The sequence below is a fragment of the Kluyvera huaxiensis genome, from assembly GCF_040149365.1.
GTDB lineage: Bacteria > Pseudomonadota > Gammaproteobacteria > Enterobacterales > Enterobacteriaceae > Kluyvera > Kluyvera intermedia_A.
The window spans coordinates 75,954-98,638 of the sequence record NZ_JBEFLV010000011.1; the positions used below are offsets into that span (position 1 = coordinate 75,954).

Here is a 22,685-nt window from a genome sequence, read left to right on the forward strand (position 1 = left end):
CGACAACCGTTTATTTTTATTAAGGATTGCTCATGGCGATGGCCATAACCCGGTATCGTGCTTTACCTCTTACCTTGTTAGCTGGCGCACTGCTGAGCGCTTGTACCAGCCAGCAAGCCCCACAGATGAAAGCGGGGGAGAAGCCGGTGGATGTGGCAAGCGTCGTACGGCAAAAAATGCCTGCCAGCGTCAAAGATAGGGATGCCTGGGCGCAGGCGCTGGCTAAAACCTTCGAAAGCCAGAAGTTGGCACCGACCGAGGAGAATATCTGTTCGGTGCTGGCGGTGGCGCAGCAGGAGTCCAACTATCAGGCTGATCCGGCGGTGCCGGGGTTGAGCAAAATCGCCTGGCAGGAGATTGACCGCCGCGCTGAAAAGATGCATATCCCGGTCTTTCTGGTCCACACCGCGCTGAAAATCAACTCACCAAACGGCAAAAGCTATAGCGAACGCCTGGATAATGTGAAAACGGAAAAACAGCTGAGCGCCATTTTTGACGACTTTATCGGCATGGTGCCGATGGGGCAGAAGCTGTTCGGTTCTCTGAACCCGGTGCATACCGGCGGGCCGATGCAGGTGAGTATTGCCTTCGCCGAAGGGCATCAGGACAACTATCCGTGGAAAATGGATGGCACCGTGCGCCAGGAAGTATTCACCCTGCGCGGCGGGCTGTGGTTTGGCACTTATCATCTGCTCAACTATCCGGCCAATTATACTGCGCCGATATACCGCTTCGCCGACTTTAACGCCGGCTGGTACGCCAGCCGCAACGCCGCGTTCCAGTATGCGGTGAGCAAAGCAACCGGCGTGAAGCTGGCGCTGGATGGCGACGTGGTGCTTTACGGCAGCGATGAGCCGGGCACTACCGAACAGGCAGTCAGAAAGCTGGCGGATAAACTTTCGCTCAGCAATAGCGAGATCCATAGCCAGCTGCGTAAAGGTGACAGTCAGGCGTTTGAAACCACGGCGTTATACAAAGGCGTTTATAAAATTGCTGAGCAGAAGGCGGGTAAGGCGCTTGCCAGAGAGATGCTGCCGGGGATTCAGTTAGAAAGCCCGAAAATCACCCGCAAATTAACCACCGCGTGGTTTGCGAAACGGGTTGATGAGCGTCGGGCCAAGTGTATGGCTATCAATTAATCGTGATGCCGCAGGCGGCGCACCAGCGATACAACGCCAAGGATTGCGCAGCCTGCCAGGAACGGCACGACGCCAAACAGCGTACCCACGCCTAAGCCAATCTCAACGTGCGGGCGGCCACTGTCCTGCATTTTCATCAGATGCTCATAAATCCCCGGCGCATGCGCGACCAGAGATAATAGCTGCGCGCCTACCGAAAAGCACAGTAGGACGAACAGCGCGTAGGCCAGGTTGCCAGAGGTGGAGGGAGCCCTCTTTTTGCCGCTGAATATGCGCTTTGATAAGGTGAAATCTGTCATTGAGACCTCCAGATAACGTGATTGCAGACGATTTCGTAGTACAGAAGGAGTGTGGCAGCAGAAGGGGATTGTCAATATCGGATTTATGCTAAATTTTGAGCAGGAATTGTCCTGGTTTGTCGCGTTTGGTCGGCCTGCATTGAGCCTGGAGGTGCGTTCATTCGCGAATCTTTTTAACCGCCGTGATTTGTTGCTTACCCCACAGACGCCGCCGATGGTTTATGGCATCATCATTTTTTTCTACTGGAGCCGCTATGAACCTGCCTGCAAAAATTCGCCGCGATTGGCACTATTATGCGTTTGCGATTGGTTTGATTTTTATTCTTAACGGGATTGTGGGTCTGCTAGGGTTCGAAGCAAAAGGCTGGCAAACCTATGCGGTGGGGATGGTGACCTGGGTGATTAGCTTCTGGCTGGCGGGGTTTATCATTCGTCGTCGGGAAGACGATTAATTCTCGGGGAAGCACCCGGCATCGCGAAGCGAGGCCGGGCTGCAGAGCCTGATAGCGTGATGCTGTTCAGGCCGACGATTCCCTGCCTCAATCTTAGCCGTTCATCGAAGTCTTCAGCGCTTTATCAGCCTGATGACGCTCCAGCGCCAGTTCAATCAGTCGGGTAATCAGAGACGTGTAATCCAGACCGCTGGCCTGCCACAGTTTTGGATACATGCTGATGTTGGTGAAGCCCGGCAGCGTGTTGATTTCATTAATTACGACGTCATTGTCGGCGGTCAGGAACACGTCAACGCGCGCCATGCCGCTACAGCCTAGCGTCTGATAGGCATCAACGGCAACCTGACGAATTTTATCGTTCACCTCGGCGGAGATGGCTGCAGGAACAACGACTTTCGCCCCATTATCATCGATGTATTTGGTGTCGTAAGCGTAGAACTCGCTGTTCAACACAATTTCGCCACAGGTGCTGGCCTGCGGGAAGTCGTTGCCCAGCACCGCGCACTCAATCTCACGGCCTTTAATTCCTTGTTCGACAACAACTTTATGGTCAAACTCAAACGCCAGCGCTACGGCTTGCTGATATTGCGCGGCATCGTTAACTTTGCTGACGCCAACGGAAGAACCCTGGTTGGCCGGTTTAACAAACAGCGGCAGACCGAGCTTAGCTTTGAGCTCATCAAAGGTGAAGCTGTCGCGGTTGCGGCGCGTTAGGGTGACGAAAGGCGCAATGGCAAGCCCGGCGTCGCGCAGCAGGCGCTTGGTCACGTCTTTATCCATGCAGGCGGCGGAACCTAATACGTCAGAGCCGACGAACGGCAGATTGGCCATGCGCAGCATGCCCTGCAGAGAGCCATCTTCACCCAGCGTGCCGTGGACAATAGGGAAAATCACGTCAATGGCGTCCAGCGGCTTACCGCTTGCGGCGTCGATCATCTGGTGATGTTCTTTCCCCGGAATGTGGGCCAACGTGGTGTCTGAAGGGCGCAGGGCGATACGGGCAGGATCCTGGGCGTTTAACAGATAGTTCTGCGCATCGCTGATATGCCATTGCCCCTGCTTATCAATGCCTAATAGCACTACGTCGAAGCGCGTCTTATCAATGGCTTCTACGATATTTTTTGCCGACTGTAAGGAGACTTCGTGCTCCGCTGATTTACCACCAAAAACAATGCCAACCCGCAACTTCGCCATTTCTAATTCCATCCGTTCCAAACGCAAAACACATAACATACCACGGGCATGGTAGGGCATCTGCCTTTTCAATCCCGCATGGCACGAATAACCCGTACAGTGTAAGCATAACTCACTGGCAGATGGCTATTTTATCGTGATATGTGTCACACAAATTGCTTATCTGGCTAATAAAATCCTGAAATAATCGATTAAGCATCTCTGACAATACTGAGAGAAAGCCAACTTGCTAACCTGTCTACTTGTCCCCGTAAACTGAATGAATACGCGTAGTGATGGAATCCTGGAAGGTTAACCTTATTTCCGTTTGGCTTGGCTGCTTTTTTACTGGCCTGGCGATCAGCCAAATTTTGCCGTTTTTACCGCTGTACGTTGCGCAGCTGGGGGTGACATCGCATGAGTCGCTCTCGATGTGGTCTGGATTAACCTTCAGCGTGACCTTCCTGGTATCGGCAATTGTTTCGCCAATGTGGGGCAGTCTTGCCGATCGCAAAGGGCGAAAGTTGATGCTACTGCGCGCATCCCTGGGGATGGCGATTGCTATTCTGCTGCAGGCCTTTGCTACCAACGTCTGGCAGCTATTTATTCTGCGCGCGGTGATGGGCTTAACTTCAGGCTATATTCCCAACGCGATGGCGCTGGTGGCCTCGCAGGTGCCGCGAGAACGTAGCGGTTGGGCGCTCAGTACGCTGTCAACGGCGCAGATTACCGGGGTGATTGGCGGGCCGCTGCTCGGCGGTTTTCTCGCTGACCACGTGGGGTTGCGGATGGTTTTTTATATCACCGCGTTCCTGCTGTTGGTGAGCTTCCTCGTGACGCTCTTTTTGATTAAGGAAGGGCCGCGTCCGCAGTTCAATAAAGGCGAGAAGCTCAGTGGTAAAGCGGTGTTTGCCTCGCTGCCGTATCCGGGGCTGGTGATAAGCCTGTTTGTCACCACCATGGTTATCCAGCTTTGTAATGGCTCGATAAGCCCAATCCTGGCGTTATTTATTAAATCGATGTCGCCGGATAGCGGCAATATCGCGTTCTTGAGCGGGATGATTGCCGCCGTCCCCGGCGTATCGGCGCTTATTTCCGCGCCGCGTTTGGGCAAACTGGGTGACCGCATCGGCACCGCGCGTATTTTATTAGGGACGTTAATTTTTGCGGTGGTGCTCTTTTTTGCCATGTCGTTTGTCACCACCCCGCTACAGCTTGGCATTCTGCGCTTTATTTTGGGTTTTGCCGACGGCGCAATGTTGCCCGCAGTGCAGACGCTGCTACTCAAATATATTAGTGAGCGCGTCACTGGCCGCATTTTTGGCTATAACCAGTCGTTTATGTATTTGGGTAATGTGGTCGGGCCGTTAATTGGTGCCTCGGTGTCGGCAATGGCCGGGTTCCGCTGGGTATTTATTGTTACCGCGGTGATTGTCCTGATTAACCTCTGGCAATTAGCGTTGATACTGCGGCGAACCCAACCGGTGCGCCAGTAATATCCTTGCCACCAGGGAATAAACGCGGCTTCGTTTTTATTCCCTCTGGTTAGCATTATTATCCATAAATAATAGCTATATTATGCGAGCAAAACGTTTCGCTGGCCTCCTCTGAAAGTAATTCCATGATATTCATGAGGATTATATTTTTATCTGTTTCTATTGCAGAATTGTCCGGATATTGTAATTCTATCCCTGGTTGCTAAAGGGGAATGGAACCGTATGTTTTATCGGTCTATTTAATTTTCAGGACCTGGGTCCTGCCCATCGCTGTCATACAAGGAAAACGCGCGATGAAAAATTTCATTGCAGAACTGCTGGTGAAACTGGCTGAAAAGGAAGATGAAGCAAACGCCTTACGCATTCAGGTCGATGCGCTAGAAATAGTGGTAACTACGCTTTTACAGCATATGAAGCAGGAAGCCGCACTGGCGCTGGATAGTGATATCACGGCCACGCTGAATAAGCTGGAACCCTCGCAACAGGCTGCCGATCATAATAGCGAATTATTATATAATCATGTAAAACGGTTATTTTTATCCCCCAAAGATTAGTAGGTATCTCGCATTCTGGCGTTGTCATTAAACTGTCACGCTCTTTTCTTACAGTCTCCGTGTTTGATTTTTTAAGTATTTGTACATGGAGAAATTAACGTGAAATACAGTGCCATCTTTGCCGCATTATTACCTCTGTTATGCTTACCCGCTGCTCAGGCAGATACTTCTACTACCGTTCTCGATAACCGCGCCGCGCAAGGGGATATTACCCAGCCGGGCGGTGCTCGTCGTTTATCAGCCGATCAGACGGATGCCATCCGTGCCTCGTTAAATAATAAACAGGCAAAGAACGTTATTTTGTTGATTGGTGATGGGATGGGCGATTCTGAAATTACCGCCGCGCGTAACTACGCTGAAGGGGCGGGCGGTTTCTTTAAAGGTATCGACGCATTACCGCTGACCGGCCAGTATACGCATTACGCGCTGGACAAAAAGACCGGCAAGCCGGACTACGTGACCGATTCTGCGGCGTCGGCAACGGCCTGGAGCACCGGGGTTAAAACCTATAACGGCGCGCTGGGTGTCGATATTCACGAAAAAGATCATCAAACCATTCTGGAACTGGCCAAGTCTGCCGGTCTGGCCACCGGTAACGTTTCGACTGCTGAACTGCAGGACGCGACTCCTGCCGCACTGATTTCACACGTCACCTCACGTAAATGCTACGGCCCGAGCGTGACCTCTGAAAAATGTCCGGTTAACGCGCTGGAAAAAGGCGGCAAAGGTTCCATTACCGAACAGCTACTGAATGCTCGTGCTGACGTGACGCTGGGCGGTGGGGCAAAAACCTTTGCCGAAACGACCACTGCAGGCGAGTGGCAGGGGAAAACTCTGCGTGAGCAGGCTCAGGCGCGCGGCTATCAACTGGTGAGCGATGCTACTACGCTGGCGGCTATCACTCAGGCAAATCAGGACAAACCGCTGCTGGGCCTGTTCTCTGAAGGCAACATGCCGGTACGCTGGGAAGGGCCGAAAGCCACTTACCACGGCAACATCGATAAAGCGGCCGTTACCTGTACCCCAAATCCGAAGCGTGACTCCAGCGTACCGACGCTGGCGCAAATGACCGATAAAGCCATTTCCCTGCTGAGCAGCAACGAGAAGGGGTTCTTCCTGCAGGTGGAAGGGGCATCCATCGACAAACAGGATCACGCGGCAAACCCATGCGGCCAGATTGGCGAAACGGTTGATCTGGACGAAGCGGTGCAAAAAGCGCTGGAGTTTGCGAAAAAAGACGGCAATACCCTGGTTATCGTCACCGCCGACCACGCGCACTCGAGCCAGATTATCCCGCCTGACTCCAAGGCGCCGGGTCTGACCCAGGCGCTGAACACCAAAGATGGTGCGGTGATGGTGATGAGCTACGGCAACTCGGAAGAGGAGTCGATGGAACACACCGGTACCCAGCTGCGTATCGCGGCCTACGGCCCGCATGCTGCGAACGTTGTGGGGCTGACCGATCAGACCGATCTCTACTACACCATGAAAGCGGCTCTCGGGCTGTAATCACTCACCAACCCGATGGCATTTTTTTGCCGTCGGGTTGGTAAAATTCCAGCCAGCGACCAGACTTACCGTGATCTCTCACAAAAGGATGGTGCAATGAAAACAACATTATTGGTCACTCTGCTGTGCGGTTTGTTTGCGGCGACTGCGGCCTCGGCGGCGACCACGACGGCAGCGGCTGCGGAGAAAACTCTCACGCCGCAGCAGCAGCGTATGAGCAGTTGTAATCAACAAGCTACGGCAAAAACGCTGAAAGGGGATGAGCGGAAAGCCTATATGAGTACCTGTCTGAAAGGCGCGGGTGCGGGGGCTGACGGCAAAACGTTGACGCCGCAGCAGCAGAAGATGAAGGACTGTAACGCGCAGGCGGCTCAAAAAGCCTTAAAAGGCGATGAACGTAAAACCTTTATGAGCACCTGTCTGAAGAAAAGTTAATCCCATTTTCGTGGCAAGCGAGTCTGGCCCGACAGTGATTGCCGGGCCATCACGTTTATGACTTGCTCATTTTCTCTGATTTTTCCATGCATTTTGCCATCGCTTCGATGACGGCTGAACGGAAGCCTTTCTCTTCCAGAACCCGCACGGCTTCAATTGTGGTACCGCCCGGTGAGCAGACCATATCTTTTAATTCACCCGGATGTTTCCCGGTTTCCAGGACCATTTTCGCCGAACCCATCACCGCCTGAGCGGCAAATTTATAGGCCTGAGCACGCGGCATTCCGCCCAGCACGGCGGCATCGGCCATGGCTTCGATGAACATAAACACGTATGCCGGTGCGGAACCGCTGACGCCAACAACCGGGTGAATCATCGGCTCTGCAATCTCCTCGGCGGCGCCGAAGCAGCGGAAAATATTCAGTACGTCGGCAATATCTTCCGGTGTCACCAGCGCGTTTGGCGTCACCGAAGTCATCCCTGCATTGACCAGCGAAGGGGTGTTTGGCATGGCACGAACGATTTTACGGTCGTGGCCCAGCGCACGCGCCAGCTGCTCCAGGGTGACACCGGCGGCGATAGAAACCACCAGCGAATCTTTGTTGAGGCTGGAGGCAATTTCACTGAGCACCTTCACCATAATGCCAGGCTTCACCGCGCCGAAGACGATATCGGCAACCTGCGCCACTTCCTGTGCGCTTGGTGAGGCATTGATGCCGAATTCTTCGCGCAGTGCGGCGACTTTGTCCGGGGATGGGGTGTAGACCCAAATCTGCCCAGGAAGTACCTGTCCGCTAGCAATCAGGCCGCCAAGAATGGCTTTTCCCATATTACCGCAACCAATGAAGCCAATTTTCTTCTCCATCATGTCTCTCCCTCTGTCTGTTTTTTTCGTAGTTTACTGTTATAGGCGATTCCCGGCGATGGGTAACGTACTTTTACGACTTTATTACCTTACCGTATAATCGCGCTTTAAGATTGAGCGCAAGCTGGAGTAATGATGACGATTTGGGTAGATGCGGACGCGTGTCCTAACGTAATTAAAGAGGTGCTTTATCGCGCCGCTGACCGTACGCAGATTGAGCTGGTGCTGGTGGCAAACCAGTATCTGCGGGTGCCGCCGTCGCGTTTTATCCGCGCCATGGTCGTACCGCAAGGCTTCGATGTCGCCGATAACGAAATTGTCCGTCTGTGTCAGCCCGGCGATCTGGTGGTGACTGCCGATATTCCGCTGGCGGCCGAAGTGCTGGAAAAGGGCGGCGCGGCGCTAAATCCACGCGGCGAACGTTACAGCCATGCGACCATTCGCGAACGCTTAACCCTGCGTGATTTTATGGACACCATGCGTTCCAGTGGGATTCAAACCGGTGGCCCGAGTGCACTTTCTCAGCGCGACCGACAGCAGTTTGCTGCGGAGCTCGATAAGTGGCTGCTGGCGGCAAAACGCGGCTGACAGGATTTCTGTCATCAGAATGTGCTACCTTTGCCGCGTCATCCGGCTTGTCAAAACAAGTCAGTTTCATGTACTGTTAGCGAAACGCCATGTGGCATCTTTTTTTTACGCTCTGAAATGCTGCTCTAGCCGCTTTAAATGGCAATTGACATCTCAAGGCGACTCTTGTTGTAATTTTAAGTTTACACTTACTTGTGTACTAGTTTGGTGGTATTATTCACGCTTCATATACACATCCCGCAATTTTGCGTCATCAAGGGGAATTCCAGGTAATGACACAGCCTATTTTTCTTATCGGAGCCAGAGGCTGCGGAAAAACAACAATAGGCCAAGCGCTTACCCATGCCTGCGATTTTCACTTTGTTGATACTGATCTGGTGTTACAACAGCGTTCGGGCATGAGCGTGGCGGATATTGTTGCCGCTGAAGGCTGGCCGGGATTCCGCGCGCGCGAAACGCAGACGCTTATCTCCGTGACTCAACCGGGGACGGTGGTGGCGACGGGTGGTGGAATCATTCTTGCCGCCGAAAACCGCGAGTTTATGCGCCAGAACGGGGTGGTGATTTATCTGAACGCGCCGGTATCGGTTCTGGCAAGTCGTCTGGAAGCGTTTCCGGAAGCCGAGCAGCGGCCAACGCTCACCGGTAAGCCTATTAGTGAAGAGGTAGCCGAGGTGTTGGCTCAGCGCGATGCGCTGTACCGGGAAACGGCCCACTACGTTGTCGATGCTTCCTCCACGCCGGACCGTGTGGTAACGCTCATCCTGAACGCCCTGCATCTGGTTGCCGCCAGTTAGTTGGGCGGCTCGCCCTCAAGATCTGTTCTCTCATCAAGGGCCTGCACCATGTGCTCCCATTTTTCGATGAAGGGGCATATTTTATAAAACGGCCCGTTATCTTTCTTATTACCCCCCGGTGAATTGGCTGGAATCCCTCTGAAGTTCACGCCGCATCGCTTTTTACTCATACCTTTGAACTGCTGCTTTTTAGGCTCGTTATAACCTTTTTTATTATGAGGTCATGGCGGGCGTAAATCACATTTATCGTTTATCATATATGTTATAGAAAAGTTAAAATTAAACCATATCAGGAGAGTGCTGGAAATTACTGGAATCTTTACATTCCAGAACTGGAATCAACTGCTACGCTTCTGAGCGGTGTTTTTCATCCATCCAGGTGGCTATTTGTAAAGTGCGTAATTGAGAAGCAGAAGGTAGATAACATGAGTGCAACGATGGCGATTCTTACGATTGGGGTGGTGCCCATCAGTGAAGTGTTGCCGCTTTTGACCGAGCACATCAGGGAAGATCAAATCACCCACATAACTCTATTGGGCAAAATGAGTCGTGCGGAAGTGGTAGCAGAGTATGGGGCTGAGCCCGGTGAAGAGCGCCTGTTAGTATTATTAAATGACAACCAGTTTGTCGAAGTGTCCCGCCAGAAAGTTGAACAAAGCCTGCAGGCGGTGATTGAGGTGCTGGATAATCAGTCTTATGACGTCATTCTGTTACTGAATACGTTCAAACTCAGCGGGATGACGGCGCGCAATGCGATTCTGCTGGAACCTCCGCGCATTATTCCACCGTTGGTTGCCTCTATCGTAGAGGGACATCAGGTGGGAGTATTGGTCCCTATTGAAGCGATTCTCGATGCCCAGCAGGAAAAGTGGCAGATGCTGCCGACGTCGCCTTACTATGCGCTGGCCAACCCCAGCAGTGACAGCGACCAGCACCTGATTTCCGCCGGCAGCTCATTGCTGGAGAAGGGGGCGGATGTGTTGGTGCTTGACTCGCTCAGCTATCATCAGCGCCATCGCGACCTGTTACAAAAGGCGCTGGATGTGCCGGTTCTATTATCGAATGTGCTGGTCGCCCGACTGGCGGCAGAATTATTATGTTAAGCGTATGAATTTGCGTGACAGGCTTCTGTTCGCAACCCTATATTGGTTTTTTTACGTTAAGACAATAAGGGCCTGTTTATGCTTCAAAGCAACGAGTACTTCGAAGGGAAAGTGAAATCCATTGGCTTTACCAGCAGCAGCACCGGTCGTGCCAGCGTGGGCGTGATGGTTGAAGGTGAATACACCTTTGGCACCGCACAGCCGGAAGAGATGACCGTGGTCAGCGGTGAGATGAATGTGCTGTTGCCGGGAGAAATCGAATGGAAAGTGTATACCGCAGGGGAAGTATTTAACGTGCCGGGTAACAGTGAATTTAACCTGCAGATCGTCGAGCCAACGTCTTATCTGTGCCGCTATCTGTAATATTTTCCCTTCCTGCTGCGGCAGGAAGGGAATTTACCGCTTAGCGCTGGGCTTCGCCGCCTAACCCTTCCACCAGACTCTTAATCAACGCCGCCAGTTCGCCGGTCATCAGAATAAAGTCCGCATCGAAACGCTGGGCGTAATCGTCCCTGTCGATATCTTCGTTTTGATCGCGCAGTTCGTCGCAGAACTTCAGACGCTTAATCGAGCCGTCATCGCACATCACGAACTGAATACGCTGCTGCCAGTCCAGCGCCAGTTTAGTCACCAGCTTGCCCGCTTCGATATGCACGGCAATCTCATCGCAGACCAGATCCTGTTTCTTCGCGCGGATCACGCCGCCATCTTCAAGAATGGCTTTAAGCTCGGCTTCATCCAGAATCTGGAAACTTTGCGCGGCACTTCCGGAACGCACCCATTCGGTGAGCGTCAGCTCAATCGGGTTTTCCAGCGTCAGCGGCACCACCGGCAGAGAGCCGAGGCTCTTACGCAGCAGCGCCAGCGTATCTTCCGCTTTCTTGGCGCTGGCACAGTCGACCATAATCAGTTCGTTGACGGTGTCTATCCACATCATCGTCTGGCTGAAGCGGCTGAATGCGCGCGGCAGCAGAGAGTGCAGAACTTCGTCCTTCAGGGAGTCTTTTTCTGTTTTCTTCAGCTTACGACCCTGATCGGCTTCCAGCTTCTGGATCTTCGCTTCCAGCGCCTGTTTAATCACCGGAGAAGGCAGGATCTTTTCTTCTTTACGCGCACAGATGATTATCTGTCCGTTGACCGAGTGCGTCAGCGCGTCGCTGTGTGAGCCCATCGGCGGTACCCAGCCGGTTTTTGCCATATCCTGGCTGCCGCAAGGGGTGAAGGTCATCTCAGCGAGCTGCTTTTCCATCTCTTCCGCGCGCAGCGAGATGTCGCGGCTAAGACGATAAACCATTAAATTTTTGAACCACAGCATGATAATTTCCACGGTGTTATCGTTATATAGGCGGGCAATGATAACGAATTGTCCACGGCCTTGCATTGTTTTAAACAGGAGCGATGAATGCGAATTGGGATTGATTTAGGCGGAACGAAAACGGAAGTTATCGCCCTCGGTGACCAGGGCGAGCAGCTGTTCCGCCACCGTCTTCCGACGCCGCGTGACTATCAGCAAACCATTGAGAATATTGCGCATCTTGTTGCTTTGGCCGAAGAAGCAACCGGGCAAACGGGTACCGTTGGAATGGGGATCCCTGGCTCGATTTCTCCCTATACCGGGGTGGTGAAAAACGCCAATTCCACGTGGCTTAATGGTCAGCCGTTTGATAAAGATTTGAGCCGTCGCCTGAGCCGGGAAGTCCGTCTGGCCAACGACGCCAACTGCCTGGCGGTCTCTGAGGCAATAGACGGCGCAGCGGCGGGCGCGCAGACGGTGTTTGCGGTGATTATTGGTACCGGCTGCGGTTCAGGCGTGGCGATCAACGGTCGTGTACACATCGGCGGCAATGGCACCGCGGGCGAGTGGGGGCATAATCCTCTGCCGTGGATGAACGACGATGAGCTGCGCTACCGTGCGGAAGTACCGTGCTACTGCGGAAAACAGGGGTGCATTGAAACCTTTATCTCCGGCACCGGTTTTGCCACTGACTATCACCGTCTCAGTGGACATCCCCTGAAAGGCAGTGAAATTATGCAGCTAGTCGCCGAGGGCGATACGCTGGCGGAGCAAGCGATGGTTCACTACGAACAGCGGCTGGCGAAATCGCTGGCGCACGTGGTCAACATTCTCGACCCGGACGTGATTGTTCTGGGCGGTGGGATGAGCAACGTTGAACGCCTGTATCAGACGGTGCCGTCGCTGGTGAAAGAGTGGGTGTTCGGCGGTGAGTGCGAGACCCCGATTCGCAAAGCGCTACACGGCGATTCCAGCGGCGTGCGCGGGGCTGCCTGGCTGTGGCCGCTATAAGATTTTAGCGCGCATCCCCCGCGGACAGGCGGGGGAACGCCTCCGGTTTTCACCGGAGATTTTCTTTACTCGACGGCAAACATTTTATCCAATCGGCTATATCCCAGCCCGTTGATCTTCTTGACCTTAATCTGCACCGGAATACGCTCTTTCATCGCCTCAACGTGGCTTATCACGCCGATGATCTTGCCACTGGCGTTAAGCGTATCCAGCGCATCAAGCGCGGTATCGAGCGTTTCGCTATCCAGGGTGCCAAAACCTTCATCGAGGAACAGCGAGTCGATGCGGGTTTTATGGCTGACCAGATCCGAGAGCGCTAGCGCCAGCGCGAGGCTGACGAGGAAGCTTTCACCGCCGGAGAGGGTGCGGGTATCGCGCACCGCATCGGCCTGCCAGGTATCAACCACTTCCAGTTCCAGCGCATCGCTGGCCTTACGCTGGAGTAAATAACGCCCGTGCAGGCGGCTAAGCTGCTCGTTCGCCAGCCACACCAGATTATCCAGCGTCAGGCCCTGGGCGAATTTACGGAATTTATCGCCTTCTTTAGAACCGATCAGCGCGTTGAGGTGCGCCCAATCCTCAAGGGTGGCGTTGGCTTTTTCTATCTCAAGGAACAGAGATTGCTGCTGTTGCCGGTTTTCTTGGTCCTGCTTCAGCTGCTGGCGCAGCTCGCCCTGGCGCTGACCGTTTTCACGCAGCTGCTGAGTAAGCTGCTGAAGCTGCGCCTGTGCTTCGATGAGGGTGAACTCCGTAGTGAGCGTTTCCGGGCGTAACGTCAGGTGCTTGTGCAGGGCTTCCTGCACCTGGGTAACCAGCGTCTGGCGCTGCTGGTGCTGAGTTTCCAGCGTCTGTTTGAGCTGCTCAAGGCGCTGACGTTCATCGGCGTCGAGCAGGGCGCTGAGAAAATCTTCGCGATGACTGAAGTGCGAGTCGGCGAGCGCCTGGTCGAAGAGTTGCTCAGCCTGCTGCAAGCGCTGTTGTTCCTGGGTTTCTTGCTGTTGCAGCGTTTGCAGCTGGCTTTCCAGTGATACACAATCGTGATGCACCTGCCGCCAGCCCTCAAGGCTAGCGCTGCCACCATCGTCGGGATGTTGTGCCGGCGGCAGCGTCTCCAGTAGCGGCTGGATGTGCGCCAATAGTTGCTGCGTGTGCTGACTCTCTTTTTGTTGCTGTTGCCAGGCCTCAGTTTGCGCTTCACGCGCGGTAAGCCACGTGGTTTCCTCTCCAGTGGCAGGTAACGTCAGCCCCCATGTCGTGAGTGCTTGCGTGAGCGTTTCATCGCGCAGCGCGAGTTCTTCACTCAGACGAGTGTTCTGCGCCTGAAGCTCACGGATTTGTCCCTCAAGCGCCAGACGTTGGCTGTGTTGATACCGCTGCTGCTCGGCGTCATCCTGCTCGGCAAGCCAGCGGCCAATATCGTCAGTGGGCTGGAGCGAAATCGCCAAACGCTGCGTCACGTCCTGCCATTGTAATGTAAGTGCTTGCTCCTGCTGAGAAAGCGATGTCAGCTCGTCATTTTCTTTCTGCTGCTGTTTTTGCAGCGCTTCCTGCTGGCCGCGCAGGGTCGCGCCGTCTTCCGCCAGACGGGTGACTTCTTTTTCCAGCGCATCGCGGCGGGCTTTATTAGCATCGGGGACCAACGCCTGATACTCCGCCAGCGCCGGATGGTCGGTGGAGCCGCACAGCGGGCAGGCAGCACCGGGCTGTAAACGCGCACGTTCGGCTTCCAGCCGCACGATGGTTGCCTCCAGCTCGCAGATGGCTTTTACATCCTGCAGCTGCTGTTTTTTCTCTTTATAGACCTGACGCAGCTGGGTCAGCTCGGTAGTCAGTTTCTCCAGCTGCTGCTGGCGCTGCTGTCCGGCGTCGATAAGCTGCTGGCGACGGGTTTGCAGCGGGATAAATCGGGTGTGCAGGCTATTGAGCTGCTGGCGTAGCGGGCGTGTTGCCGCGTGGTGGGCAATCTGTTCCGCCACTTCGTCTGCCGTCAGGGTCAGCGTGGAGAGCGGCAGCTGGGCAAGCTGTTGTTCCTGCTGGTGCAGGCGTTGTTGTTGCGTTTGTAGCTGGGCACGATCGCGAGTTTGCTGGGCAAAGGCACTGCGCCATCCGGTCAGTTCTCCCTGCCAGCGCTGAATGTGCTCGTGCTCCTGGAGCCATTGTTGTCGCTCTGTCTGGGTCTGCTGTAGCGCCGCGGCCTGGCGTTCAGCGGTGAAGCGAATGCGGTCGCGCAGGATGCAGGCATCATGTAAGCGAGTATTCACTTGCACAACAAGCTGATGAGTTTTTGCCACCGTGGCCGCCTGTTCTTGCATCTGCGTCCAGCGTGGGCGCAGCGCTTCGGCGGGCTGAGCTCGGCTGAGTGCCGCAAGCTGCGGCTGGGCGGTAGCCAGCGCCTGCGCGGCTTCGGTCAGCGCCTGGTGATTCTTTTGATCGTCTTGTTGCAGTTCGGCAAAGCGTGCCAGCCACTGCTGATGCTGTATCGCGATGGTCTGCTGCTGCTGCCACTGTTTTTCGTCAGAAGTAAGCGCCTGCAAACTTTGCTGCAGCGTCTGCTGCTGGTCTTCGCTTAACAGCGTCACGCCGCTGGCCTGTGCCTGAAGTTTGTCGAGCTCGCCGCGCGCGTGTTTATGTTTTTCAAATACCTGCGCGGAGATCTGGCCGTAAATTTCGGTACCGGTTAGCTCTTCGAGCAGCTCGGCGCGTTCTTTGGGTTTGGCGTTGAGGAACGCGGCAAATTGCCCCTGGGAGAGCAGCATCGAGCGGGTGAACCGGCCGTAGTCCAACCCGCTTAGGGCGGCGGTCATCTCCAGCTTATCTTTGACTTTGTCGGCCAGAATCTGCCCGTCGGCGCAGCGGGCCAGCTCAACGCGCGGTGCCTGTAAATTGCCGTCCGGTTGATTGCGCGCGCGGTTCTGGCTCCAGAAGGCGCGATAGGCCACGCCCTGAACTTCGAATTCAACTTCCGCCAGACACTCGGCGGTGTCACGGGTCATCAGATCGTTTTGCGACTGGGAGACCGTATTCAGGCGAGGCGTTTCGTGATAGAGCGCCAGGCAGATTGCGTCAAGCAGGGTGGTTTTCCCCGCGCCGGTCGGGCCGGTAATGGCAAACAGACCGTTGCTGGCAAACGGCTCCTGGGTAAAATCGATTTTCCACTCGCCTTTCAGCGAGTTGAGGTTTTTCAGGCGCAGGCTGAGAATTTTCATGGCTGTTGCTCCTCGCCAAGGCCGTGTAGCGTTTCATTAAATAGCACTTCTAAGCGCTGCTGTTGCGGCTCCTCCAGCGTTTCCAGCGCCAGACGGCGGTGGAAAACCTCTTCGACGCTGAGCTCGCTTAAAGTTTCACGCTCCTGACTTGCCAGAATACGCTGGCGCTGTTCGCGGCTGCGGCGTACCAGCAGCACCTCGACCGGTAGGTCATCGGTGATAACCTGAATTTTTCGCTGAATATCATGCAGGTATTCGTCGCTGGTTATCTCAATGTCAACCCACGTTGCCGATTCGCTATCCGCATCTCGCCACTCGGCCAATTGCGCGCTGATGCTGTCAAAATCGCCCTTAATCACCGCCAGCGGCTGTGTGACCGGGACCACGAGCGGCGTGACTTCATCCAGCTTGCCGTCAGCAAACGTCACCAGGTTAACGCTTTTGCTCTTGCCGGTTTCATCAAAGCTCAGAGCGATTGGCGAGCCGCTGTAGCGGATATGCTCGCTGCCGCCGATTTTCTGCGCCCGGTGAATATGCCCCAGCGCGATATAGTCGGCGGGCGGGAAGTTTTGTGCCGGAAACGCATCCAGTGTGCCAATATAAATGTCGCGTACCGCGTCACTTTTGCTGGCACCAACGGTGGTCAGATGGCCGCTGGCGATAATCGGCAGCCTTTGATCGGCGCGCAGTTCACAGGCCTGCTGGTACTGCTGTTGATAGTAATCCGTGATGCTTTCCAGCACCTGGCGCACCTTTTCGCTGCCGGAAAGCCCGGCCTGGCTGGTAATGATGTCGCGCGGACGTAAAAAAGGCACCGGGCAGAATACCGCCCCGGGCGCGCCATCGCGCTGGTTTAAGATAAACGGCTCGTGACCGGCGCTGGCAATGACCGTGGTGTTGAGAAACGAAAGGATATCGCGTGATTCGTTAAGCGTGGCAACCGAGTCATGGTTGCCCGCCAGCACCACCAGATGGCAGCCGGTTTGTTGCAGATTGACCACAAATCGGTTGTACAGCTCGCGCGCATAGCTCGGCGGCGAACCGGTATCGAAGATATCGCCTGCGACAATAATGGCATCGACTTTTTGTGCTTCAGCGGTGGTCAGAAGCCAGTGCAGGAAAGCGTCATGTTCGGCGGCTCGGCTCTTGCTGTAGAAGTTCTGGCCAAGGTGCCAGTCCGATGTGTGGATAATGCGCATAGCGGTTCCGTGAAAGATGACGTAAAGGTGATTATAAACATTCACCTGGGCCAGGGTCGATGCGTGAGATAACGTTGTGTCATAAATGATAAAACGCGATCATCTAACGGTCATGTTTTTCATAAATCTGTCATAAATCTGACGCATAATGACGCCGTATATAATACTGATGTCTAAAACAGGGCAAATAATGGCAAGACGTATTCTGGTCGTTGAAGATGAAGCGCCGATCCGTGAGATGGTGTGTTTCGTGCTGGAACAAAACGGTTTTCAGCCGGTGGAAGCGGAAGATTACGATAGCGCTATCAACAAGTTGAATGAACCCTGGCCCGACCTGATTTTGCTCGACTGGATGTTACCGGGTGGTTCAGGGCTGCAATTTATTAAACATCTCAAACGTGAAGCGCTCACCCGTGATATACCGGTAATGATGCTAACGGCGCGCGGTGAAGAAGAAGATCGTGTCCGTGGCCTCGAGACCGGGGCGGATGATTACATCACCAAGCCATTCTCGCCAAAAGAGCTGGTCGCGCGTATCAAAGCGGTGATGCGCCGTATTTCACCGATGGCGGTGGAAGAGGTGATTGAGATGCAGGGGCTGAGCCTTGACCCTACCTCGCACCGGGTGATGACCGGTGAAAACCCATTGGATATGGGACCTACCGAATTTAAGCTACTGCACTTCTTTATGACGCATCCGGAACGTGTCTACAGCCGCGAACAGCTGCTGAATCACGTCTGGGGAACCAACGTCTATGTTGAAGACCGTACCGTTGACGTGCATATTCGTCGTCTGCGCAAAGCGCTGGAACACAGTGGTCATGACCGCATGGTGCAAACCGTTCGCGGCACGGGTTATCGTTTTTCCGCCCGTTTCTAATTTTTGACAGGAGTGTGACCCGTGCTGGAACGGCTGTCATGGAAAAGGCTGGCCCTGGAGCTGCTGTTATGTTGCCTCCCGGCCCTGGTGCTGGGAATGGTATTCGGCTATCTACCGTGGTTTTTACTGGCGGCGGTGACCGGACTGCTGGTCTGGCATTTCTGGAATTTACTGCGGCTGTCCTGGTGGCTATGGGTTGACCGAAGTATGACCCCGCCGCCGGGACGCGGTAGCTGGGAGCCTCTGCTGTACGGGCTAAACCAGATGCAGTTACGTAATAAAAAGCGCCGTCGCGAACTGGGTGGGCTTATCAAACGTTTTCGCAGCGGTGCCGAATCGCTGCCGGATGCGGTGGTGCTGACCACGGAAGAGGGGGCCATTTTCTGGTGTAATGGCCTGGCCCAGCAGCTGCTGGGACTTCGCTGGCCCGACGATAGCGGGCAAAACATTCTTAACCTGCTGCGTTACCCCGAATTTACCCAACACCTCAAAAAACGCGATTTCCTCAAACCGCTGCACCTGGTGCTCAACAGCGGGCGCCATCTTGAGATTCGTGTGATGCCCTATACCGACCGTCAACTGCTGATGGTGGCGCGTGACGTCACGCAAATGCATCAACTGGAAGGCGCGCGCCGCAACTTCTTCGCCAACGTCAGCCACGAACTGCGTACCCCGCTGACCGTGCTGCAAGGCTATCTGGAGATGATGCAGGAGCAGGTGCTCGAAGGGATGCCGCGCGAAAAGGCGCTGCATACGATGCGCGAGCAAACTCAGCGTATGGAAGGGCTGGTTAAACAGCTGCTGACGTTATCTAAAATTGAAGCCTCGCCGGTGCTGACGCTCAATGAAAAAATCGATGTGCCGTTGATGCTGCGGGTGGTTGAGCGTGAAGCGCAAACGCTGAGCCACAATAAGCACCAGCTTCATTTCGATATTGACCAGAATCTCAAGGTACTGGGTAATGAAGATCAGCTCCGTAGCGCGATGTCGAACCTGGTCTATAACGCGGTGAATCATACGCCGGAAGGCACGCTTATCACCGTACGCTGGCAGCATGCGCCGCACGGTGCGTTGTTTAGCGTCGAGGATAATGGCCCGGGCATCGCCCCTGAACATCTGCCAAGGCTGACCGAGCGCTTTTATCGCGTTGATAAAGCGCGTTCCAGGCAGACGGGCGGCAGCGGTCTGGGGCTGGCGATTGTTAAACATGCGGTGAATCATCACGACAGTCGATTAGACATCACCAGTACGCTGGGGAAAGGATCGTGCTTTAGCTTCCTGCTGCCGGAACGTTTAATTGCCAAAAGCGACGGCTGATCGCCTGCTTGTCAGTTTATCTTTCCACAGACCAGCCTCGGCTGGTCTGTTTGCTTTGCAGTCAATGAAACGTCGCGTGATTAACGAACGTCTGGTTGTTTTTTGTTCGCATGATTAGCCGGGTGTTTTTCCTAAATCCAGTTAATAAATCTATGTATAAATTCACTATCAATATAATCATCTGGTTTTACGATCCCGTGTTGCTTTAAAACGTTATAAGCGTTTAAATTGGCCCCCATGCAGTCGTTAACAGACTGCTTATGCGCGGTAAATCAAAAAACTATTCTTCTCTATACCGCGAAGGGAGCATATCCCGCTGAGTTTGTTGCTGGTTTCCTCTGCTTCATTCCACAGGCGCTGGCGCGATAAATTTATGTTTTACAACACCACATCCACAGGCAGTAGTTACATATGACCCATCAATTGAAATCGCGTGACATCATCGCCCTGGGCTTTATGACCTTTGCGTTGTTTGTTGGCGCAGGCAACATCATTTTCCCTCCTATGGTTGGTTTGCAGGCAGGCCCTCACGTCTGGACCGCAGCCATTGGCTTCCTGATTACCGCCGTGGGTCTGCCGGTGCTGACCGTGGTCGCGCTGGCGAAAGTCGGTGGTGGCGTCGATAGCCTGAGTACGCCGATTGGTAAAGTGGCAGGCATCCTGCTGGCGACCGTGTGTTACCTCGCCGTGGGGCCGCTGTTCGCCACGCCGCGTACGGCAACCGTGTCGTTTGAAATTGGTATTGCGCCGCTGACCGGTAACGGTGAGCTGCCGCTGTTTATCTACAGCCTTATCTACTTTGCGCTGGTCATCCTGGTGTCGCTCTACCCGGGTAAACTGCTGGATACCGTGGGTAACTTCCTGGCACCGTTGAAAATTCTGGCGCTGATTGTGCTCTCCGTTGCCGCTGTTATCTGGCCTGCAGGCCCGATCAGCCACGCGATGGAAGCCTATGAGACCGCTGCGTTCTCCAACGGTTTCGTCAACGGCTATCTGACCATGGACACCATGGGAGCCATGGTATTCGGTATCGTTATCGTCAATGCCGCGCGTTCCCGTGGTGTGACCGAAGCGCGTCTGCTGACCCGCTACACCATTTGGGCTGGCCTGATGGCGGGCGTAGGTCTGACACTGCTTTATCTGGCTCTGTTCCGTCTGGGTTCCGACAGCGCGACTCTGGTTGACCAAAGTGCGAACGGTGCGGCTATTCTGCATGCTTATGTTCAGCACACCTTCGGTGGTGCGGGTAGCTTTATGCTGGCGGCTCTGATCTTTATCGCATGCCTGGTGACGGCGGTTGGCCTGACCTGTGCTTGTGCTGAATTCTTCGCTCAGTACCTGCCATTCTCCTACCGTACGCTGGTCTTTGTGCTGGGGCTGTTCTCCATGGCGGTGTCGAATCTGGGGCTGAGCCACCTGATTCAAATCTCCATTCCGGTGCTGACGGCAATCTATCCACCGTGTATCGCACTTGTGGTACTGAGCTTTACGCGTAATTGGTGGCATAATTCCAGCCGCGTTATTGCACCACCGATGTTTATCAGCCTCGTTTTTGGTATCCTTGACGGTATCAAAGCCTCTGCTTTCGCAGACGTGCTGCCGGGTTGGACTGCCCGCTTACCAATGGCGGAGCAGGGTCTGGCATGGCTGATGCCGACGATTGTGATGGCGGTTCTGGCTATTGTCTGGGATCGCATGGCAGGTCGTCAGGTGACATCAAGCGCGCATTAATCCGCACAGCGCTTTAAAGGTGTTTAACCACGGAACGTGATGTTCCGTGGTTTTTTATTTTGGGTACTTTAGCCTAAGTCTTTCAGGCCGCTTTCGCGGGCGGCGTGAGGATGATGGGTCTGACATGGCACTGGAAACGATGGAAAACAACAAGCTGAAGCGCGGGTTAAGCACCCGACACATTCGCTTTATGGCCCTCGGGTCGGCAATTGGTACTGGGCTGTTCTATGGCTCTGCTGACGCCATTAAGATGGCCGGGCCAAGCGTGCTGCTGGCCTATATTATCGGCGGCGTTGCCGCTTATATCATCATGCGTGCGCTGGGCGAAATGTCCGTGCATAACCCGTCTGCAAGCTCCTTCTCGCGCTACGCCCAGGAAAACCTCGGGCCGCTGGCGGGCTATATCACCGGCTGGACCTACTGCTTTGAGATCTTAATCGTCGCTATCGCCGACGTGACCGCCTTTGGCATTTATATGGGCGTCTGGTTCCCGGCGGTGCCGCACTGGATATGGGTCCTCAGCGTGGTGCTGATTATCTGCGCCATTAACCTGATGAGCGTCAAGGTGTTCGGCGAGCTGGAGTTTTGGTTCTCCTTCTTTAAGGTTGCCACCATTATCATCATGATTGTGGCCGGTTTTGGCATCATTATCTGGGGTATTGGCAACGGCGGGCAGCCGACGGGCATTCATAACCTGTGGAGCAACGGCGGCTTCTTTAGCAACGGCTGGCTCGGCATGGTGATGTCCTTGCAGATGGTCATGTTTGCCTATGGCGGCATTGAAATCATCGGCATTACCGCTGGTGAAGCGAAGAACCCAGAAGAGTCGATTCCGCGTGCGATTAACTCCGTACCGATGCGTATTCTGGTGTTCTATGTCGGCACCCTGTTCGTGATTATGTCGATTTATCCGTGGAACCAGGTGGGAACCGATGGCAGCCCGTTTGTGCTGACCTTCCAGCACCTCGGCATTACCTTTGCCGCCAGCATCCTTAATTTCGTGGTGCTGACCGCTTCGCTTTCCGCGATTAACTCTGATGTTTTCGGCGTAGGTCGTATGCTGCACGGCATGGCCGAGCAGGGCAGTGCGCCTAAGTTCTTCGCCAAAACCTCACGTCGCGGGATTCCGTGGGTGACGGTAATGGTGATGACCATCGCGCTGCTGTTTGCGGTGTACCTGAACTACATCATGCCGGAAAACGTCTTCCTGGTGATTGCGTCGCTGGCGACTTTCGCCACGGTGTGGGTGTGGATTATGATCCTGCTGTCTCAGGTGGCATTCCGTCGCCGTCTGTCGGCTGACGAAGTCAAAGCGCTGAAATTTAAAGTGCCGGGCGGCGTAGTTACTACCGTCGTTGGTCTGGTTTTCCTCGTGTTTATCATCGCCCTGATTGGCTATCACCCGGATACCCGTATTTCTCTGTACGTGGGCTTTGCGTGGATCCTGCTGTTGCTGGTGGGCTGGATGTTTAAAACGCGTCGTAGCCGTTAATTTTCACCCGGTTATCCTGAAAACCCGGCTTCGCAGCCGGGTTTTTTATGTCCGAAATCTGCGCCCCCGTCCTCCTCCCTACAAAAAAGCACAAAAGATGAGTGGGGTGAAATGGACGTATGGCAAGGTGGGCTCATTTTGAAAA

At 54.4% G+C, this 22,685-nt stretch carries 21 protein-coding genes; 15 read left to right on the forward strand and 6 right to left on the reverse strand.

All coding sequences use genetic code 11. The annotated features are described in order from the left end of the window. Nucleotides 1-32: 32 nt before the first annotated feature. The gene (locus tag ABOC97_RS13090; RefSeq protein ID WP_349598279.1) at nt 33-1,139 is read left to right on the forward strand and encodes a DUF1615 domain-containing protein; all 1,107 of its coding nucleotides are present in this window, start codon (nt 33-35) and stop codon (nt 1,137-1,139) included. Here the strand turns inward: ABOC97_RS13090 and ABOC97_RS13095 are convergent. Beyond that, on the reverse strand, nt 1,136-1,438 hold the full coding sequence (locus ABOC97_RS13095; RefSeq protein ID WP_349598282.1) for a DUF2755 family protein: 303 nt from the start codon (nt 1,436-1,438) through the stop codon (nt 1,136-1,138). The genes ABOC97_RS13090 and ABOC97_RS13095 overlap by 4 nt on opposite strands. Before the next feature lie 254 nt (nt 1,439-1,692). Between ABOC97_RS13095 and ABOC97_RS13100 the strand changes: the two genes are divergently transcribed. Then, nucleotides 1,693-1,890, forward strand: a complete 198-nt coding sequence (locus ABOC97_RS13100; RefSeq protein ID WP_234506468.1) for a DUF2754 family protein — start codon at nt 1,693-1,695, stop codon at nt 1,888-1,890. Nucleotides 1,891-1,983: 93 nt separating this feature from the next. Here ABOC97_RS13100 and ddlA read toward each other — a convergent pair whose 3' ends face one another. Continuing rightward, nucleotides 1,984-3,084: a D-alanine--D-alanine ligase gene (gene ddlA, locus ABOC97_RS13105; protein WP_349598285.1), complete on the reverse strand. Its 1,101-nt coding sequence runs from the start codon at nt 3,082-3,084 to the stop codon at nt 1,984-1,986. 275 nt (nt 3,085-3,359) lie between these two features. Between ddlA and ABOC97_RS13110 the strand changes: the two genes are divergently transcribed. The 4 genes from ABOC97_RS13110 (at nt 3,360) to ABOC97_RS13125 (ending at nt 7,057) form a co-directional block, all read left to right on the forward strand. Further along, on the forward strand, nt 3,360-4,559 hold the full coding sequence (locus tag ABOC97_RS13110; RefSeq protein ID WP_349598437.1) for a multidrug efflux MFS transporter: 1,200 nt from the start codon (nt 3,360-3,362) through the stop codon (nt 4,557-4,559). 293 nt (nt 4,560-4,852) lie between these two features. Beyond that, nucleotides 4,853-5,113: a sigma-S stabilization anti-adapter protein IraP gene (locus ABOC97_RS13115; RefSeq protein WP_349598288.1), complete on the forward strand. Its 261-nt coding sequence runs from the start codon at nt 4,853-4,855 to the stop codon at nt 5,111-5,113. Between the two features lie 99 nt (nt 5,114-5,212). Next, the gene (gene phoA, locus ABOC97_RS13120; protein ID WP_349598291.1) at nt 5,213-6,622 is read left to right on the forward strand and encodes an alkaline phosphatase; all 1,410 of its coding nucleotides are present in this window, start codon (nt 5,213-5,215) and stop codon (nt 6,620-6,622) included. A 96-nt stretch (nt 6,623-6,718) separates the two neighbouring features. Beyond that, nucleotides 6,719-7,057 carry a PsiF family protein gene (locus tag ABOC97_RS13125; protein WP_349598294.1) on the forward strand — a complete coding sequence of 113 codons (339 nt, stop codon included), beginning with the start codon at nt 6,719-6,721 and terminating at the stop codon, nt 7,055-7,057. A gap of 55 nt (nt 7,058-7,112) precedes the next feature. Here the strand turns inward: ABOC97_RS13125 and proC are convergent, their stop codons facing one another. Beyond that, a complete protein-coding gene (gene proC / locus ABOC97_RS13130; protein WP_349598440.1) occupies nt 7,113-7,922 on the reverse strand; it encodes a pyrroline-5-carboxylate reductase in 810 nt (269 codons plus the stop codon). Between the two features lie 135 nt (nt 7,923-8,057). Here proC and ABOC97_RS13135 point away from each other — a divergent pair, with 135 nt between their 5' ends. The 4 genes from ABOC97_RS13135 to ppnP all read left to right on the forward strand — a co-directional run bounded on the left by ABOC97_RS13135 (nt 8,058) and on the right by ppnP (nt 10,773). Continuing rightward, nucleotides 8,058-8,510: a YaiI/YqxD family protein gene (locus ABOC97_RS13135; RefSeq protein ID WP_349598443.1), complete on the forward strand. Its 453-nt coding sequence runs from the start codon at nt 8,058-8,060 to the stop codon at nt 8,508-8,510. Nucleotides 8,511-8,782: 272 nt separating this feature from the next. Then, nucleotides 8,783-9,307 (forward strand): shikimate kinase AroL, encoded by a 525-nt coding sequence (gene aroL, locus ABOC97_RS13140; RefSeq protein ID WP_349598297.1) that lies wholly within the window; start codon nt 8,783-8,785, stop codon nt 9,305-9,307. Between the two features lie 425 nt (nt 9,308-9,732). Beyond that, entirely contained in the window at nt 9,733-10,410 is a 678-nt protein-coding gene (locus tag ABOC97_RS13145) for an AroM family protein (protein WP_349598300.1), read from the forward strand. A gap of 78 nt (nt 10,411-10,488) precedes the next feature. Beyond that, nucleotides 10,489-10,773, forward strand: a complete 285-nt coding sequence (ppnP, locus tag ABOC97_RS13150; RefSeq protein WP_061284640.1) for a pyrimidine/purine nucleoside phosphorylase — start codon at nt 10,489-10,491, stop codon at nt 10,771-10,773. Between the two features lie 40 nt (nt 10,774-10,813). On the opposite strand, the gene rdgC is transcribed toward ppnP, so the two are convergent. Then, entirely contained in the window at nt 10,814-11,725 is a 912-nt protein-coding gene (gene rdgC, locus ABOC97_RS13155; RefSeq protein ID WP_349598302.1) for a recombination-associated protein RdgC, read from the reverse strand. An 87-nt stretch (nt 11,726-11,812) separates the two neighbouring features. Between rdgC and mak the strand changes: the two genes are divergently transcribed. Further along, nucleotides 11,813-12,715: a fructokinase gene (gene mak / locus ABOC97_RS13160; RefSeq protein WP_349598305.1), complete on the forward strand. Its 903-nt coding sequence runs from the start codon at nt 11,813-11,815 to the stop codon at nt 12,713-12,715. A 65-nt stretch (nt 12,716-12,780) separates the two neighbouring features. On the opposite strand, the gene sbcC is transcribed toward mak, so the two are convergent. Both sbcC and sbcD read right to left on the reverse strand, forming a co-directional pair. Further along, nucleotides 12,781-15,921 (reverse strand): exonuclease subunit SbcC, encoded by a 3,141-nt coding sequence (gene sbcC, locus ABOC97_RS13165; RefSeq protein ID WP_349598308.1) that lies wholly within the window; start codon nt 15,919-15,921, stop codon nt 12,781-12,783. Then, on the reverse strand, nt 15,918-17,120 hold the full coding sequence (sbcD, locus tag ABOC97_RS13170; protein ID WP_349598311.1) for an exonuclease subunit SbcD: 1,203 nt from the start codon (nt 17,118-17,120) through the stop codon (nt 15,918-15,920). The genes sbcC and sbcD overlap by 4 nt, the downstream gene beginning before the upstream one ends. Before the next feature lie 190 nt (nt 17,121-17,310). Between sbcD and phoB the strand changes: the two genes are divergently transcribed. The 4 genes from phoB (at nt 17,311) to proY (ending at nt 22,540) form a co-directional block, all read left to right on the forward strand. Continuing rightward, the gene (gene phoB, locus ABOC97_RS13175; protein WP_234508828.1) at nt 17,311-18,000 is read left to right on the forward strand and encodes a phosphate response regulator transcription factor PhoB; all 690 of its coding nucleotides are present in this window, start codon (nt 17,311-17,313) and stop codon (nt 17,998-18,000) included. A gap of 21 nt (nt 18,001-18,021) precedes the next feature. Beyond that, complete coding sequence (phoR, locus tag ABOC97_RS13180) at nt 18,022-19,317, forward strand: phosphate regulon sensor histidine kinase PhoR (RefSeq protein WP_349598313.1); 1,296 nt, start codon at nt 18,022-18,024, stop codon at nt 19,315-19,317. Between the two features lie 411 nt (nt 19,318-19,728). Beyond that, nucleotides 19,729-21,048 (forward strand): branched-chain amino acid transporter carrier protein BrnQ, encoded by a 1,320-nt coding sequence (brnQ, locus tag ABOC97_RS13185; protein WP_349598316.1) that lies wholly within the window; start codon nt 19,729-19,731, stop codon nt 21,046-21,048. 139 nt (nt 21,049-21,187) lie between these two features. Beyond that, nucleotides 21,188-22,540, forward strand: coding sequence for a proline-specific permease ProY (gene proY, locus ABOC97_RS13190; protein WP_349598446.1), 1,353 nt, complete (start codon nt 21,188-21,190; stop codon nt 22,538-22,540). The last annotated feature ends 145 nt before the right edge of the window (nt 22,541-22,685 follow it).